Raw genomic sequence first — 14623 nt, forward strand, 5'->3', positions numbered from 1 at the left:
CCCCTTAAACAGGCTGTTCGATCGACACCGACGGTGTCGAAAACCATTTCGGCCCCGCCTCGGTCATGTGGAAACAATCCTCGAGCCGAACGCCGAATTCGCCGGGGATATAGAGACCCGGTTCGTCCGAGAAGCACATGCCCGGCGCGAGCTTCGAGGTCTCGTTCTTCACCAGGTTGAACGGCTCGTGCCCATCGAGTCCGATACCGTGACCAGTCCGGTGCGAAAGGCCCGGCAACTTGTAGTCCGGGCCATAACCGAGCGATTGATAATAGACGCGAACGGCTGCATCGACATCGCCCGCGGCAACACCGATCTGTGCCTTCTCGAACGCGATCGCCTGGCCTTTCTTGACCTGATCCCAAACCTCGCGCTGACGCTTGCTCGGCGAGCCGAACACGAACGTGCGCGAGATATCGGATTGGTAGCCGTCGACCGAGCAGCCACAATCCATCAGCACGATCTCGCCCGGCCGCACGATCTGTGGCTTTTCGGAGCCGTGCGGATAGGCTGCGGCCTCGCCGATCAACGCGTCTTCGAATTGCGAGACGCCGCCATAGCCGACATGAGCGCGGTTCATGATTGCGTTGATGTCTTCCGGCCGCATGCCCGCCTCGACGCGTGGGATCGTGTAGCGATACGCGGCGATCGTGATGTCGGTCGCATATTGCATGAGCGCGATTTCCGCCGGCGTCTTGACCAGCCGGCAACCACGGACGACGGCAGCGCCATTACGGACGGTGGCGCTGGGCAGCGCCTTTGTCAGCCCGTCGATAAGGAAGTAACGCACGGTCTCCTCGAACCCGACCACGCCAGATGCCGACTTGTGATCGCGCAGCCAGCCGGCAACAACCGACATCGCATCCTCATGCTCGAGCCATGTGCGCACGTCGGCCGGCACTTCTAGCGTCTCGCGGACCGACGGCTCTTCGAAGAACGGCGTGACCACGCCGATATCGCCCTCGGCCGGGATGATGACGCAAGTCGGACGCTCGTTCCGGCGCCATTTGATCCCGGAGAAATAGACCATGCTCGCCCCGGGCTCCATCACGATCGCGGAGAAGCCGTGCTGGCGCATCAGGGCTTGCGCCTTGCGAACGCGATCCGTGCGTTCCTTGACCGAGATCGGGGCCGGTCGATTCGGCAACGGGGCGAGCGACCCTTCCGTTGCGGCGGTTGCCGCCTTGGGCAGCGCCATCATCACGCCGGCCGCCACGCCCGCCACGGCTCCCATCAGCAACGTTCGACGTTCGATCGCCATGGCCACGCTCCCAAGAAGTTTTTCCAAAACAACTGCTATTTTTCCATATTGTCAATCCTTGTGTCCAGATTTAGGCTTGGCGCACTAAAACAGAGATCCTCGATGCGCCAATCGCCGGGTCCGGACGGCCGGGGCGGTCGGCCGATCGCCACGTTCGGGAGGGCGCATGACGCTGTTGCTGATCATCCTGGTGCCGCTCGCCGTTGCCGCGCTTGCGTTCATCGCGTTGCTGGCCAGGCGCGCTCTCGCATCGGGCAGCCCATCGCCGCGACCGATCGGCCTGGCCATCGGTGCCGTCACCAATTTCTTCGATACGCTGGGGATCGGATCGTTTGCGCCGACCATGGCCTGGCTGAAACTGCAGCGCCTGGTGCCGGACCGGTTGATTCCCTCGACCATGGTCGCAGGACATTCCCTGCCGGTCCTGATGCAGTCGGCGGTATTTCTCATCCTGCTGGGCGCCAAGGTCGATGGGCCGCTTCTTGCCGGGTCGGTCGTCGCGATGGTGATCGGCGGGCAGATCGGCGCGCCGCTGGCCCGGCACGCGCCGATCCGTCTTGTGCAGGCAATGGTCGCGACGGCGCTGATCATCGCCGCCATTTTCTACGTCGCCGCCAATCTCGGCCTGACACCGCACACCCAGGCGTCATCGGCATCGACAGGCTTGCAGCTCGGCGTGTCGATTGTCCTGCATCTCCTGCTCGGCGTGCTGCTCAATTTCGGGGTCGGCAACTACGCCCCCACCCTGCTCGTGTTCTCGCTGATCGGGATTGATCCGAAGCTGGCCTTTCCCGTGATGAGCAGCGCGTGCGCCTATTGCATCATCACCTCGGGTATCCGCGTGTTGCGCGAAGACGGCCTCGATTTGCGCATGGTCTCGGGGATCGCGATCGGCGGGGTTCCGGCAGTGTTGGTTGCCGCTCTCGTCGTGAAAGCGATGCCTCTTACCGTGCTGCGCTGGCTGGTCGTCGCCGTCGTGCTGTACGCCTCGGCGATCCTGTGGCGATCGTCGCTGAAAGCGCCCGACAGCAACCCGCCCGCCCAATAGCAGCGCATTGCAAACCTGCCTGACCGGCCTCACGTTTCGGACCGGTCGGCATGCTGCCGACGGCCATGAAGCGGCGGTCAGGCCTGTAGTGCCGCTTCGTTTTTCCGTGCCCGACGGCGGACGACGAGATAGACGACAAGGCCGATCGCATTCCATCCGAAGAACCGCAATTGCGTGGCCAACGGGAGATTCCAGAACAGATAAAGGCAGCCGATGATCGCGACGGCGCCAACGATGGATGCAAGCGGCGCGCGGAAAGGCCGGGGCCGGCCGGGCTCGCGGCGGCGGAGGACCAGGATGGCGGCGCCGACAGCGACGAAGGCGCACAGAGTTCCCGCATTGGCCAGGGCGGCGATCTCCGACCAGGGCAGGAAAGCCGCGATCGCCGCAACGATTACCGCCGTCACGCAGGTTACCGCAACCGGAACACCGCTCCGCGCATCAACGCGGCCGAGCGACGCCGGGAACAGACCGTCGCGAGCCATCACGAAGAAGATGCGCGTCTGACCGAACAGGAACGCCAGGATGACCGTCGGTAGTGCGACAACGGCAGCTGCCCCGAACACCGTTGCCGCCGTGGTCGACCCGAGGAGCCGCAACACCAGGGCGAGCGGCTCGGGCGAGGCAGCAAAGCGATCGACCGGCACGGCGCCGATAGCGCAGGCGGCGACGACGACGTAGATGATGACGCATGATACCATCGATCCGACGATGCCGATGGTCATGTCGCGCGCGGGATTCTTCGCCTCCTCGGCGGCGGTCGAAACCGCGTCGAACCCGTAAAAGGCAAAGAAGATGATCGACGCGGCGGCCAAGACACCGCGTTTGGTACCATCCGGATCGACATGGCTCGCAAAGCCGTGAGGCAAGAAGGGATGGAAGTTGGCGGCATCGAAATGCGGTGCGGCGATCGTAACGAAAAGGAGGAGTGCCGCGATCTTCAGCGCGACAAGGATCGCGTTCAGGGTCGCGGATTCCCGCGTGCCGACGAGCAGCAGCCCGGCGACCATTGCGATAACGCCGATTGCCGGAAGATTGATGATCCCGCCCGCGTCCGGGCCATTGGCGAGCGCGTGCGGTATGTCGAGGCCCAGTCCGCTCATGAATCCGGCAAAGTATCCCGACCAGCCGACGGCGACGGTTGAACACACCACCGAATATTCAAGGATCAGGCTCCAGCCGACGATCCAGGCGATCGTCTCGCCCAGCGCAACGTAGGAATAAGTATAGGCGGAGCCGGACTGCGGAATCATCGCCGCCAGTTCGGCATAGCCAAGCGCGGCCGCCGCACAGACGACACCGGCAATGAGGAACGACAGGAGCACGCCTGGCCCGGCCAGCGACGCGCCCACTCCCGTCAGGGTCAGGATGCCGGTGCCGACGATCGCGCCAACACCGAGGGCGACCAGATGATGCCAGCTCAGCGTCCGATGAAGCTTATGGGTCGCGTCTGTTTGAGGCGGCTCGATCGCCTTGAAGGGCCCACGAAGCGAGGCGAGCACCCCCGATGTCTTCTGTCCGTCAGCCATGACCAATGCCCCTTCATGAAACGAGAAGTGATCCTCCGCGTCGCGAAACCGCGCGCGGCGTCGAGTTGCTGGGTGAATCGCGCCGTGCGGCGCCGCCGGTCGATCGCGCGCCTCAACACTCGACGACGTTGACCGCCAGGCCGCCGAGCGACGTCTCCTTGTACCGCTCGCTCATATCGATACCGGTGCGCCGCATCGTCTCGATCACCTGATCGAGGCTAACGCGGTGGGTGCCGTCACCGAGCATCGCCAGCCGGGCGGCCTCGACCGCCTTGATCGATCCGACCGCGTTGCGCTCGATACAGGGTACCTGAACGAGCCCGCCGACCGGATCGCAGGTCAGCCCCAGATTATGCTCCATGCCGATCTCCGCGGCATTCTCGACCTGAGCGGGAGACGCCCCCAGCGCGGCAGCCAGTCCGGCCGCTGCCATCGAGCAAGCAACGCCAACCTCGCCCTGACAGCCGACCTCGGCCCCCGAGATCGACGCATTCTCCTTGAACAGCGATCCGATGGCGGCCGCGGTCAGCAAAAAGTCTTCGGCCCCGCGATCGGACGCGCTCGGCACGAAGCGCTCGTAATATCGCAGCACCGCCGGAACGATGCCCGCCGCCCCATTGGTCGGTGCGGTCACGACGCGGCCGCCTGCGGCGTTCTCCTCATTGACCGCAAGTGCCCACAAATTGATCCAGTCGATGACCGACAGTGGGTCCGAGAGCGCCCGCTCCTGTTTAGCGATGAGCGTTCGATAGACGGCCGGCGCGCGGCGCTTCACCCGCAGGCCACCGGGAAGCTCGGCGGCGTCGGCGCCTACGCCCCGATCGATACAGGCCGACATGGCGTCCCTGATCACGGCCAGGCGCTCGACCACTTCTTCAGGCGGGAAAATCGCTTCTTCATTGGCACGCATGATCGCGGCGATGGTCAGGCCCGTCGATTGCGCGAGCGTGAGTAGTCCGTCGCCGGACTTGAATGGGAAGGGCACGTCCCAGCTGAGATCGGGCGCTGCGTTGCGCCCGATCTCGTCCTCGTCGAGCACCGCGCCGCCACCGATCGAGTAATAGGTACGCGACAGGAGTTCACGTCCGGCATCGTCATAAGCCGCAAAGCGCAGACCGTTCGTATGAAAATCGAGCCGTTCGCGCCGGAGAAGGTGAAGATGCCGGGCCTCATCGAAGGCTATTTCCCGAGCCCCGCCGCCCGTCGCGAGCCGGCCGGTGGCGCGGATCTGCGCTACTATGCGTTCGGCCCGATCTGGGTGGATCGTTTGCGGCCGGCATTTCGAATGGCAGACACTCTCGCTCGGCGCCCGGCCTGGGCTCGACAGTCACGGTCGTCGCGGTCCGACGCGAACGTGCCAGCGTCAGGCGTTGCCGCCATCGCTCAGTGAAGGGACGCGCCGGACTCCCATACTTCGATCGCGGCAACGAGATCGGCTATCCCCGTCCCAACGGATTTGAAGAGCGTGATCTCGTCGCTCGCGACACGACCGCCATGCCCGGCACAGAGATCCGCAAGCTCACCGCAGATCGCCATCCGCGATATCAGACCTCGCGCGATGGGATCGGTCAGGTCGCCAGCCTCGGTCAGCGCCGCCGCCCGATCGTCGACGAAAATCCTGGCGCGGCTGATGCCTTCGTCGTCGATCTCACGCATATCGGGCCGATAGCTGCCGACCAGGTCGACATGGGTGCCAGGCCGCAGCCATTTCCCTCGGATCAACGGCGCTGTCGCGCTGGTGGCCGCCGTCACGATATCGGCGGACCGGGTCGCTTCCTCGAGATCGGCCGCCACCACGATATCCGGTTGGCTACCCGACGGTAGTAAAGATCGGATTTTGTCGACGGCTCCTTTCGCGCGATCCGCATCCCTGGCCCAAATGCGGATCGTCTCGATCGGCCGCACTACCGCATGCGCGGCCGCCATATAAGGCGCGAGATGCCCTGAACCGAGGACGAGCAAGTTCGAGGCATCGTCACGCGCCAGATATTCTGCTGCGGCGGCCGAGATCGCGCTCGTACGCCGCGCCGTCAGCTCCTCGGCATCCATCGTCGCCAGCTGCCGGCCGGTCTCGAGCTCAAACAGCGTGAACAGGCCAGAGATGACCGGTCGCTGGGTTCCGCGGTTTTGCGGCACGATCGTCAGTGACTTGATGCCGGCATAGTTCGCAACCATTGCCGGCATGACCAGGAATTCTCGCCCGTGCGGGTCGACCAGACGCTGTCGAACCGGCGCCGACGGCCTTTCCCGCATGGTCGTCGCAAGCCGGTCGATCATTGCGCGCAGCTGGAGCCGGGATCCAATACTGGCGCCATCGAAATGGATCATGCCGACATACTCTCCCCTTCGGGCATCCGCGCCCCCCAAACCCGTTTGCCCGAATTCGATGGCGCTCGCCAGTCCAAATTTTCCAAATTGTCCAAACTTGGTCAATATTGGCTAATCGACTGCTTGCGCTTCTCCGGGTTTGCTCATACTTTATTGTACCGGCCGTTTTTGTGCCGGTTTGGAGTGGTGTATGGTTGTGGGCGCTGAATCGGAAAAGCTGACGTTGGGGGCGGCGCTGCGATCGATCCGCCAAGAGCGCAACTGGAGCCTGGCCAACGCGTCAAAGGCCACCGGCTTGTCGATCTCGACTCTCTCAAAGATCGAGAACGGACAGCGGTCGCTGACCTACGACAAGCTCGTCCAGCTCGCGGCGGCGCTGTCGGTCGATGTGTCGCGGCTGTTCACCTCGGGCGAAAAGAAATCGGGCGTCTCGCTGTTCTCCGGCCGGCGTAGTGTCCATCGCGTCGGCGAAGGCTTCGAAGTCGCGGCGAACGTTTACACGTACAATTACCTGGCGCACGATATCATCCACAAGCGCTTCTCGCCGGTCATCATGGAGATCCATGCCCGCGACCCAAAGGAATTCGAGCAACTTATCCAGCATGAGGGCGACGAATTCACGTACGTGCTGGAAGGCGAGATCGAGGTTCACACCGAAATTTACGCACCGCTGCGTCTAAGTCCCGGCGAGAGCGTATTCTTCGATAGCGGCGTCGGCCACGCTTATGTGAATGTCGGCAAAGGCACCGCTCGCATCCTTTGCATCGGGTCGGACGTCGACGGCGTGTCCGAGGAACCGATGATCTCGTTCGCCCAGGAAGCCATGGGCATAGCCGAGGCTGTTATCGGCGACGCGGCACCCAAGCGGAAAACGCGCAAGCTCACCTCAACCGCGCCCTGAGCGGATAGACCCCAGACAATGCTGACTCTCGAACCTATCGATCGCGACTTGCTCGCCGGTGGCTTCGGTCCAGCTGCGGCCAATGCGATGCGCCTATTGCAACGTTACGGCGAAGTGGTGGGCGCAGACCGCTTCATCTCGATCCGCTCCGCTCATATCGACGGATGCCTGTATCACGGCCCGTCGAGCATCGATTTCGTCAAACGTTTCGCTGATCTTGGTGGGCAGGTCCGGGTACCGACCACCCTCAACGTTGCCGCCGTTGATGTGGTTCATCCCGGCTGGCATCAAGGCCCACCCGAAATCATCGATGCGCAGCGCGAACTGACCGCGCTCCACGAGCAGGTCGGGTGCCTGGCGACGCTGACCTGTGCACCGTATCAGCGGATGAACCAGCCGATGCTCGGCGAACATATCGCCTGGGCGGAATCCAACGCGATCGTGTTTGCCAATTCCGTACTGGGCGCGCGAACCGATCGCTATGGTGACTTCACCGACTTGTGTGCCGCCTTCACCGGCCGCGTGCCCTATGCCGGCCTTCATCGACCGGAAAATCGGTTGGCGACGCTTCTGGTCGAGGTTCCAGCGCCGAGCGAGTTCGGCTTGCCGCGCGACTTGTATTTCGCTTGTCTCGGCTATGTGCTCGGCCGCCAGTCGATCGGCCATGTTCCCGCGATCACCAATCTGGCTGTCGCCAATCGCGACGAGCTCAAGGCTCTCGGTGCTGCCGCCGCTTCTTCCGGCGCGCTTGCCTTGTTTCATGTCGTCGGCATCACACCGGAGGCCGATACGGCGATAGCTGATCCCGAGGCCCTGCCCTGCATCAAGATTACGGCAGAAGACCTGCGCAAGGCGCTGGCGACACTATGCCCGGTCCAACCGGGCGAGCCGCTGGCGGCCGTCTGTCTCGGCACGCCTCACTTTTCGCTCAGCGAATTCGAGCATCTGTCCGATATGGTGCGACGGCAGTCGGAGATCGCGAAAATCGAAGTGTATGTTTCGACCTCGCGCGAAATCGAAGCCATGATCCGTAGCGACGGGCGCTTCGCCCCCTTGTTCGACTTCGGCATCGAGATCGTCGTCGATACCTGTACCTATCTCGCGCCCGTCGTCCGCGAACGGCAAGGCGCGATCGCGACCAACTCGGGCAAATGGGCTCATTACGGGCCGGGCAACCTGCGGCGACGCGTTGGCCTGATGACGCTGGAGCGTTGCTTGCGCTCCGCCACGCTTGGACATGTTGCGCCCGATGATCAGCGGTAATTTCCAGCTGCTCGTCCCTGGCGCTGCCGCGGGTCCGGTCATTGTCCTTTCGGCGCCCCTCAGTCTGTGGGGCGGGCTGGACCTCGAAACGGGTCGCGTTTGCGATGTCTCGCACCCGGACTTTGGCCGATTGCTGTCCAACGCCATCCTCGTGATGCCGGGCGGTCGCGGATCGTCTTCGTCGTCGAGCGCGCTCGTCGAGGCAGTGCGCCTGGGCACGGCGCCGGCTGCGATCATCCTCTCTCGGATCGATCCGATTCTCGTGATTGGCGGCCTTGTCGCGGCAGAGCTCTACGACGTGGCGCTGCCGATCTTGCTTGCGGACGACGCCGCTTATGCCGACCTCGTAGCGGCAACCGAGATCGGGATCGACCGCTCGGGATCGGTCAGCCGCATCTAGGTCGAATCGGGCGCCGCGCAATCGGGTTCGGGAGGCGCTGGCGCCGTGTGCATTCGCGACCTTCGTCGGTTTCGTGCGTCCAGACTCCCGGCAACCGCATCGTCTGCCAATCCACCATTCGATCGTCCAATACGCGAAGGGGTGGTGTCAGTCTAATGCGAAACGCTCTCTGGCGGATGCAAGTCGGTCTTTGATAACGGCGGCTCAGCTGGCGATCGCCCACCATTCGATGAGCGCCGCGGAGCGGCGCTCTTTGTAGGTTTGGCGATCGACGAGGTGGCGTTCGAGACTGAAGTGATTGGTCACATTGGCGTGGACGGAGGCGAATTTTTGCAGCGTCTTCATCCGACGAAAGCGCAGCATCGCTCGCTCTCGTCGACGAAATCCGATGTGGCTGTTTTCGCAGCGATTGTTGAGCCACCAGCCCATTTCGCGCCGATCGAGATTGCCTAGGTCGCGCATCGCCGCGGGATAGGATCGCAAGCCGTCCGTCACGACAACCTCGGCTCGACCGTGCCGCTTCAGCGCCTTCTTCATGAAAGCCAAAGCAGCAGATTTATCCCGCTTTTTGGTGACATAGGATTCGAGGATCTCGCCCTCATGATCAACCGCACGCCAGAGATAGACCATCTCGCCGTTGAGCTTCACATACATCTCATCGAGATGCCAACGCCAATGGCGAAACCCCTTCATGTAGGAGACCCGGCGCTTGCGGATATCGCCGGCGAACATCGGACCAAACCGGTTCCACCAGAACCGCACCGTCTCGTGGCAAAGGTCGATCCCGCGCTCGAACAGCAGGTCCTCGACGTTACGCAGCGACAGCGGAAACCGAACATACATGAGCACCACCAGGCGGATCACCTCGGGCGACGAATTGAAATAGCGAAACGGGCTGGCTAGCTTGCATGGACGGGGCATCCGAGCCCGCTATCACCCCTCCCCTAACGACCGGTGCATTACGTCTGACAGCACCGCCAAATATTTTATCGTCTAAAAACAAACACTTATCACGTCAGTTCGATTGCGTGTCTCTCTATCGAACCCACGGTACATAGGCAAGCCCCAAGGTTCGCTCATGCGCCATTTTGGACAATTCTCGAGGCCCTTTGCGGCATCTAAAGGCGCCTGTTCGACCGCTAGATTAGCTGGATGTTGAGCGCTTCCAGTGCCGGAATCAGATCGACGAGTGTTTCAAGGCGGCTGACAGGTGTTGCCGCCAGCTTCCCGACAGCCCGGTCGTAAACGGCCACGCACTCGGTGAGCTTCTGCAGTCGCGAGTGGTACAGAATGCCGTCGAGGTCGGTGGTGGCGTAGAGGCGTTCACTAAACTCTCGCGCTTCGTCTTGTGCCTTACCACCCGCAATGTCCGTGGACACCCCAAGGTCGAAGCAGGCATTGCCAGTGAGATCGAGGAGTCGGAGTCGACTGGACGTATCGACTTCGCAAACACCCCAGTCAGTGAATTCGCCCCGCGTCATCTGGCGCGGAGGCGAGACGCCTTCGAATCGGTCGCGCACAACCGCTTCAGCCAGGCTCGCAGGGAGTGTCTCGGCAATATAGAGTAGCCGAAAGCTCCTGGCGGTGCTCGCGAAGCGAGTGTTTCCGTACCCCATGCCGAGCGGCGTGGCACGATGATCCCAAGGAGTGGTGCGCAGATAGTCATTCCCGTCCCAATCCTTGGTGTATTTTCGAAGGATGTCGGGATCCAGAACCGCCGGAATCATGCGAAGTCACGTCGCGCCGCGAGCGCGACCCTCTTTCTGTCGCCGCCACGCTTCAGGAATGCCAAAGGAGTCTCATTATCGAGTGCGACATGCGACTGCCTGAACCAAAGCCAAGCCGCCCTTGCGTCCGGCGTCACCTCAAGAACGTCGGCCACGCCCGGTAAGGGGCGCGCATCTATGAACTGCTCAAGCGGATAAGCGAGCTTCCGCTCCCCCCGCAGCAGTCCGATAATTGCCTTCCTCTTGAGCCATGCATTGAGCGTCGAGCGAGGAATCGACAGTTGCTCCTCTATCTCGCCTGCACCAGCCACAGGACCAGCCCAGCTTTCCAATGAGACCGGCGTGACAAATCGATCGAGCCGCGCGCGCCCTTCTCTCACGGAGACTCGTGTGCCAAGGCCGCTCCCTTTTTTCCGGACTGCCGGCCCGGTCGCAGGAATGTGCACACGTTCGGGAGCGGCCTGGGCAGCTACGTCCGTCAAGACCTCGCGCAATCGGTCGCTGTCCTTCGACAGCACGCGAAACTCGGCCGGCGGAAGCTGCGAGAGGATATTCCAAAGTGTCGAAATAGCCGACGCGGCATCCCGGACTATCTCGTTTGGAATCCCCGGATTGCTCTTTCGCAGCACAGTTTGGACTGCGGTTCGAGTGACCTTGACGGAGTTCGCTCCGCGTTCACGTACAAGAGTGTCATTTGACATGTTGGACTCCTTGCGCACGATATAGTCCACATCGTACACATTGTCCATATCGTACAGATCGAACGCGCATGGTTTCGGTCGCAAGGGCCATTGCAAAAGAGGATATCGACTTCAGTCGTTGGCGTACGCCAATTCCAATCCGAACAGGATCGAACAACAGCGTCACAGTCCAGCTCAACGATGTTGTCGGCATCGCTGTCGAGCAGCTGCGCGGGCTGGTTGTAGAGAACCTCGCGCAACAGCGCGGTGACCGACTTGCGCTTGTTGAACCATTGGCGCCGCAGCTTGGTCAGCACCTTGGTAGCGTCGGTCTTGTCGAGCGCGACGAAGCGCGTGACCCAACGATAGCCGAAGTCCGACGCATTGAGCGCGTCGAGGATTCCCGGCCGGCTCATATTGGGGAAGCCCAGGATGGTGAGCGTGCGAAGATGCTGACCGCCAAGCCATCGAGCGCCCCGAAGAAGTGGGGCCGGAGCTTCTGGCTGGCGAAGAGGATGGGGATCTCGTCGCCGATCAGCGCGCGATGGACCGCGCCCGAGGTCTCACGCCGGCGACGCGTGGCTTCGCGCTCGACGAAAGCGGGCAGCGCGATCTGATCCCGGGTCTGTTGCCATGAAAGTCCGGCAGAATCTCTACCTCGATCGCGAGGTAGCTCAGGCGTTGGACACGCTTGCCGCTGGCAATCGCGGCAACAAGTCGCGGCTCGCCAATGACGCCATCAAATCCTGGCTGGCGCGCCGTGGCGCGAAGGAGATCGAGGATCTCCTGAAGGCCCGGCTCGATCGCATCGGCCGCGACATAGGCCTGGTCCGGCGCGACATCGATGTCGTGCTCGAAAGCCTGGCGCTGTTCGTCCGCTACCAATTACTGGTGACGGCGCCGCTGCCCGACGCGGACAAGGCGGCGCTGGCGGTCGGGCGCGAGCGTTTCGATGCATTCGTGGCGCAGGTCGGCCGCCAATTGGCAGCCGGCACCCGCACGCTCGGCGCCCCTCCATCGGAAGACCCGGCATGACCGAGCAACTCTCCGCGGAACGACGCCGCGCGATGCTGCGCACTGCCTTCGGCCCAATCATCGCGGCGGCGCTGGCCGATCCGTTGGTCCTTGAGGTGATGGTCAACCCCGACGGCGCGCTCAGGCTCGATCGTCTGGGGGAGGGGCGGACCGACGCGCTGGTCCGCTTCGATGCCAGCCAGGTCGAGCGCATCATCCGCCTGGTCGCCAGCCACGCACGGGTCGAAGCCCATGCCGGTTCGCCGATCGTCTCGGCCGAATTGCCGGCGCATGATGAAGGCGCCGGCGAGCGGTTCGAAGGCGTGCTCCCGCCGGTCAGCACCGCGCCCTGTTTCTCGATCCGCAAGCCCGCCACGTGGATCTACACGCTCTCCGACTATGTCGCCGATGGCATCATGTCGGCCCGGATGGCGGAGCTGCTCGGGATCGCGGTCCGCGACCGCCACAACATTCTCGTCGCCGGCGGAACGAGCTCGGGCAAGACGACGCTCGCAAATGCGCTGCTCCCAGTGATGGGCGAGCGCAACGAACGCGTGATCCTGATCGAGGACACGCGCGCGCTGCTGTCGCCGGCGAGCGACACCGTGGCGCTCCGCACACGAGCCGGCGCGGTGTCGATGGCCGATCTTGTGCGTTCGACGCTTCGCCTGCGCCCCGACCGCATCATCGTCGGCGAGGTGCGCGGCGGCGAAGCGCTCGACATGCTCAAGGCCTGGAACACCGGGCATCCCGGCGGCATCGCCACCGTCCACGCCAATTCCGCGCGCTCCGCGCTCTTCCGCGTCGAGCAGCTCATCCAGGAAGCCGTCGTCACCGTCCCGCGCCGATTGATCGCGGATGCGATCGACGTCGTCGTCTTCATCAGCGGGCGCGGCACGGCCCGCCGGATCGACAGCATCGCGCACGTGACCGGGCTCGATCCCGACGGCGGCTACGCGGTCATCGACGTCACCGCCGACCCTCACCAGCAACAAGGAGAATGATCATGCGCCTGCTATCCGTCCGTCTCGCGCGGTCGCGTGTCGCATTGCCGCTCGTCGCCGTCGTCGCACTTGCCTTTTCGGCAACGCCCGCCTGGGCCGGCGGCTCGGGAATGCCCTGGGAACAGCCGCTCCAGCAGGTGCTGGAATCCGTCCAGGGACCGGTCGCCAAGATCGTCGCGGTGATCATCATCATCACGACGGGTCTGACGCTGGCGTTCGGCGAAACGTCGGGCGGCTTCCGCCGGCTGATCCAGATCGTCTTCGGTCTTTCGATCGCCTTCGCCGCCTCGTCCTTCTTCCTGAGCTTCTTCAGCTTCGGCGGCGGCGCGCTGGTGTGATGGCGAATATTGCGTCCTCCGGGCATCTCGACGGCTTCGAGGTCCAGATCCAGTCGAGCCTGGGTTCGCCGATTCTGCTCGGCGGTGCGCCGCGCGGCCTCGCGATCGTCAACGGCACGATCGCGGCCGCGCTCGGTCTCGGGCTGCAGCAATGGATCATCGGCCTGGTCGTCTGGGCCGCCGGTCACTCGATCGCTGTCATCGCCACGCGCCGCGATCCCGACTTTGCGCCCGTGCTGATCCGGCATTTGCGCCAGAAAGGCTATCTGTCATGCTGAACCTCGCCGAATATCGGCGGCGGAGCGACCGGCTCGCCGATCATCTGCCCTGGGCGGCGCTCGTCGCGCCCGGTGTGATCCTCAACAAGGACGGCAGTTTCCAGCGTAGCCTCGCTTTTCGCGGCCCCGATCTCGAAAGCGCGACCGAAGCCGAACTTCTCGGCGTCTGCGCGCGTGCCAATAATGTGCTCCGGCGCTTCGGTACCGGCTGGGCTCTGTTCTTCGAAGCGGAGCGGCGCGAGGCACTGGGCTATCCGGAAAGTGCGTTTCCCGATGCCGCCTCCTGGCTGGTCGACGAGGAGCGGCGTGCCGGCTTCGAGGCCGCCGGACAGCATTTCGAGAGCCGCTACCATCTGACGCTACTCTGGTTGCCGCCCGCCGATACGAGCGAAGCAGCGGGGCGGCGCCTGGTCGACCGGCCGGAAGGCGAGGGCGACCGCGACTGGCGCACCGCGCTGGCCGGGTTCGTTGGCGAAACCGATCGTGTCCTCGATCTCTTTCGCGGGTTCATGCCCGAGGTGAGGGGACTGACCTCAACGGAGACGCTCACTTTTCTCCATCGCACGATCTCTGGCCGGTCGCACGATGTCGCCGTTCCCGACTGCCCGATGTATCTCGATGGCGTGCTCGCCGACACCGAGCTGGTCGGCGGACTCGAGCCGCGGCTTGCCGCATGGCTCCAAAGGGTTGAGCCCGATCCACATCGTGCGGGCGCTGCGGGGAATCGGCCATCAACCCTATTGCGCGACCTTTATCGAAGACGATGCCGGCGTCGACGATCCCGTCGAGGTAAGCAATGCCAGCGACATCACCGCGACAGTTACCGAGCCGACGAAGGACGCTTCGCTGCCT

General features: G+C 63.5%; 14 protein-coding genes and 3 pseudogenes. 9 read left to right on the forward strand and 8 right to left on the reverse strand.

Annotated elements, in window-relative coordinates; genetic code table 11:
• Positions 1 to 4: 4 nt before the first annotated feature.
• Complete coding sequence (locus tag ACTHJR_RS17390; protein WP_440524574.1) at positions 5 to 1261, reverse strand: M24 family metallopeptidase; 1257 nt, start codon at positions 1259 to 1261, stop codon at positions 5 to 7.
• Positions 1262 to 1427: 166 nt separating this feature from the next.
• On the opposite strand from ACTHJR_RS17390, the gene ACTHJR_RS17395 reads away from it, so the two are divergent.
• Positions 1428 to 2309 carry a TSUP family transporter gene (locus tag ACTHJR_RS17395; protein WP_440524575.1) on the forward strand — a complete coding sequence of 294 codons (882 nt, stop codon included), beginning with the start codon at positions 1428 to 1430 and terminating at the stop codon, positions 2307 to 2309.
• A gap of 77 nt (positions 2310 to 2386) precedes the next feature.
• On the opposite strand, the gene ACTHJR_RS17400 is transcribed toward ACTHJR_RS17395, so the two are convergent.
• The 3 genes and pseudogenes from ACTHJR_RS17400 to ACTHJR_RS17410 all read right to left on the reverse strand — a co-directional run bounded on the left by ACTHJR_RS17400 (position 2387) and on the right by ACTHJR_RS17410 (position 6166).
• The gene (locus ACTHJR_RS17400) at positions 2387 to 3838 is read right to left on the reverse strand and encodes an amino acid permease (RefSeq protein WP_440524576.1); all 1452 of its coding nucleotides are present in this window, start codon (positions 3836 to 3838) and stop codon (positions 2387 to 2389) included.
• Positions 3839 to 3950: 112 nt separating this feature from the next.
• Positions 3951 to 5114: pseudogene (locus ACTHJR_RS17405) on the reverse strand (L-serine ammonia-lyase); the annotation flags it as partial.
• A gap of 107 nt (positions 5115 to 5221) precedes the next feature.
• Entirely contained in the window at positions 5222 to 6166 is a 945-nt protein-coding gene (locus ACTHJR_RS17410) for an ornithine cyclodeaminase family protein (protein ID WP_440524578.1), read from the reverse strand.
• Positions 6167 to 6305: 139 nt separating this feature from the next.
• Here ACTHJR_RS17410 and ACTHJR_RS17415 point away from each other — a divergent pair, with 139 nt between their 5' ends.
• The 3 genes from ACTHJR_RS17415 to ACTHJR_RS17425 are packed head-to-tail and all read left to right on the forward strand — an operon-like array spanning position 6306 to position 8730.
• Positions 6306 to 7067, forward strand: a complete 762-nt coding sequence (locus tag ACTHJR_RS17415) for a helix-turn-helix domain-containing protein (RefSeq protein WP_440524579.1) — start codon at positions 6306 to 6308, stop codon at positions 7065 to 7067.
• A gap of 18 nt (positions 7068 to 7085) precedes the next feature.
• A complete protein-coding gene (locus tag ACTHJR_RS17420) occupies positions 7086 to 8330 on the forward strand; it encodes an aconitase X (RefSeq protein ID WP_440524580.1) in 1245 nt (414 codons plus the stop codon).
• Positions 8305 to 8730 carry an aconitase X swivel domain-containing protein gene (locus ACTHJR_RS17425; protein ID WP_440524581.1) on the forward strand — a complete coding sequence of 142 codons (426 nt, stop codon included), beginning with the start codon at positions 8305 to 8307 and terminating at the stop codon, positions 8728 to 8730. The genes ACTHJR_RS17420 and ACTHJR_RS17425 overlap by 26 nt, the downstream gene beginning before the upstream one ends.
• Positions 8731 to 8934: 204 nt before the next feature.
• Here the strand turns inward: ACTHJR_RS17425 and ACTHJR_RS17430 are convergent, their stop codons facing one another.
• From ACTHJR_RS17430 to ACTHJR_RS17445, 4 genes and pseudogenes are all read right to left on the reverse strand, one after another.
• Complete coding sequence (locus ACTHJR_RS17430; RefSeq protein ID WP_440524583.1) at positions 8935 to 9651, reverse strand: IS6 family transposase; 717 nt, start codon at positions 9649 to 9651, stop codon at positions 8935 to 8937.
• A gap of 218 nt (positions 9652 to 9869) precedes the next feature.
• The gene (locus ACTHJR_RS17435) at positions 9870 to 10457 is read right to left on the reverse strand and encodes an RES family NAD+ phosphorylase (protein ID WP_440524584.1); all 588 of its coding nucleotides are present in this window, start codon (positions 10455 to 10457) and stop codon (positions 9870 to 9872) included.
• Positions 10454 to 11206: an antitoxin Xre/MbcA/ParS-like domain-containing protein gene (locus tag ACTHJR_RS17440; RefSeq protein ID WP_440524585.1), complete on the reverse strand. Its 753-nt coding sequence runs from the start codon at positions 11204 to 11206 to the stop codon at positions 10454 to 10456. The genes ACTHJR_RS17435 and ACTHJR_RS17440 overlap by 4 nt, the downstream gene beginning before the upstream one ends.
• A 98-nt stretch (positions 11207 to 11304) precedes the next feature.
• Positions 11305 to 11655: pseudogene (locus ACTHJR_RS17445) on the reverse strand (conjugal transfer protein TrbE); the annotation flags it as partial.
• Between the two features lie 115 nt (positions 11656 to 11770).
• Here ACTHJR_RS17445 and ACTHJR_RS17450 point away from each other — a divergent pair.
• From ACTHJR_RS17450 to ACTHJR_RS17470, 5 genes and pseudogenes are all read left to right on the forward strand, one after another.
• Positions 11771 to 12172, forward strand: coding sequence for a CopG family transcriptional regulator (locus ACTHJR_RS17450; RefSeq protein ID WP_440524587.1), 402 nt, complete (start codon positions 11771 to 11773; stop codon positions 12170 to 12172).
• The gene (gene trbB / locus ACTHJR_RS17455) at positions 12169 to 13155 is read left to right on the forward strand and encodes a P-type conjugative transfer ATPase TrbB (protein ID WP_440524588.1); all 987 of its coding nucleotides are present in this window, start codon (positions 12169 to 12171) and stop codon (positions 13153 to 13155) included. Before ACTHJR_RS17450 ends, trbB begins: the two co-directional genes overlap by 4 nt.
• Before the next feature lie 2 nt (positions 13156 to 13157).
• Positions 13158 to 13493, forward strand: a complete 336-nt coding sequence (locus ACTHJR_RS17460; protein ID WP_440524589.1) for a TrbC/VirB2 family protein — start codon at positions 13158 to 13160, stop codon at positions 13491 to 13493.
• Positions 13493 to 13771, forward strand: coding sequence for a VirB3 family type IV secretion system protein (locus ACTHJR_RS17465; RefSeq protein WP_440524590.1), 279 nt, complete (start codon positions 13493 to 13495; stop codon positions 13769 to 13771). The genes ACTHJR_RS17460 and ACTHJR_RS17465 overlap by 1 nt, the downstream gene beginning before the upstream one ends.
• Positions 13765 to 14439 (forward strand): annotated as a pseudogene (locus ACTHJR_RS17470) (conjugal transfer protein TrbE); the annotation flags it as partial. The gene ACTHJR_RS17465 and the pseudogene ACTHJR_RS17470, both read left to right, overlap by 7 nt.
• Between the last annotated feature and the right edge of the window lie 184 nt (positions 14440 to 14623).

Source organism: Sphingomonas sp., assembly GCF_051962185.1.
Classification (GTDB): Bacteria; Pseudomonadota; Alphaproteobacteria; order Sphingomonadales; family Sphingomonadaceae; genus Sphingomonas.

Bases quoted from the DNA above. Each gene is read 5' to 3' on its own strand.
- ACTHJR_RS17390 (WP_440524574.1), bottom strand. From the start codon at position 1,261: ATGGCGATCGAACGTCGAACGTTGCTGATGGGAGCCGTGGCGGGCGTG.
- ACTHJR_RS17395 (WP_440524575.1), top strand. From the start codon at position 1,428: ATGACGCTGTTGCTGATCATCCTGGTGCCGCTCGCCGTTGCCGCGCTT.
- ACTHJR_RS17400 (WP_440524576.1), bottom strand. From the start codon at position 3,838: ATGGCTGACGGACAGAAGACATCGGGGGTGCTCGCCTCGCTTCGTGGG.
- ACTHJR_RS17410 (WP_440524578.1), bottom strand. From the start codon at position 6,166: ATGATCCATTTCGATGGCGCCAGTATTGGATCCCGGCTCCAGCTGCGC.
- ACTHJR_RS17420 (WP_440524580.1), top strand. From the start codon at position 7,086: ATGCTGACTCTCGAACCTATCGATCGCGACTTGCTCGCCGGTGGCTTC.
- ACTHJR_RS17425 (WP_440524581.1), top strand. From the start codon at position 8,305: ATGTTGCGCCCGATGATCAGCGGTAATTTCCAGCTGCTCGTCCCTGGC.
- ACTHJR_RS17430 (WP_440524583.1), bottom strand. From the start codon at position 9,651: ATGCCCCGTCCATGCAAGCTAGCCAGCCCGTTTCGCTATTTCAATTCG.
- ACTHJR_RS17435 (WP_440524584.1), bottom strand. From the start codon at position 10,457: ATGATTCCGGCGGTTCTGGATCCCGACATCCTTCGAAAATACACCAAG.
- ACTHJR_RS17440 (WP_440524585.1), bottom strand. From the start codon at position 11,206: ATGGACAATGTGTACGATGTGGACTATATCGTGCGCAAGGAGTCCAAC.
- ACTHJR_RS17450 (WP_440524587.1), top strand. From the start codon at position 11,771: ATGAAAGTCCGGCAGAATCTCTACCTCGATCGCGAGGTAGCTCAGGCG.
- trbB (WP_440524588.1), top strand. From the start codon at position 12,169: ATGACCGAGCAACTCTCCGCGGAACGACGCCGCGCGATGCTGCGCACT.
- ACTHJR_RS17460 (WP_440524589.1), top strand. From the start codon at position 13,158: ATGCGCCTGCTATCCGTCCGTCTCGCGCGGTCGCGTGTCGCATTGCCG.
- ACTHJR_RS17465 (WP_440524590.1), top strand. From the start codon at position 13,493: ATGGCGAATATTGCGTCCTCCGGGCATCTCGACGGCTTCGAGGTCCAG.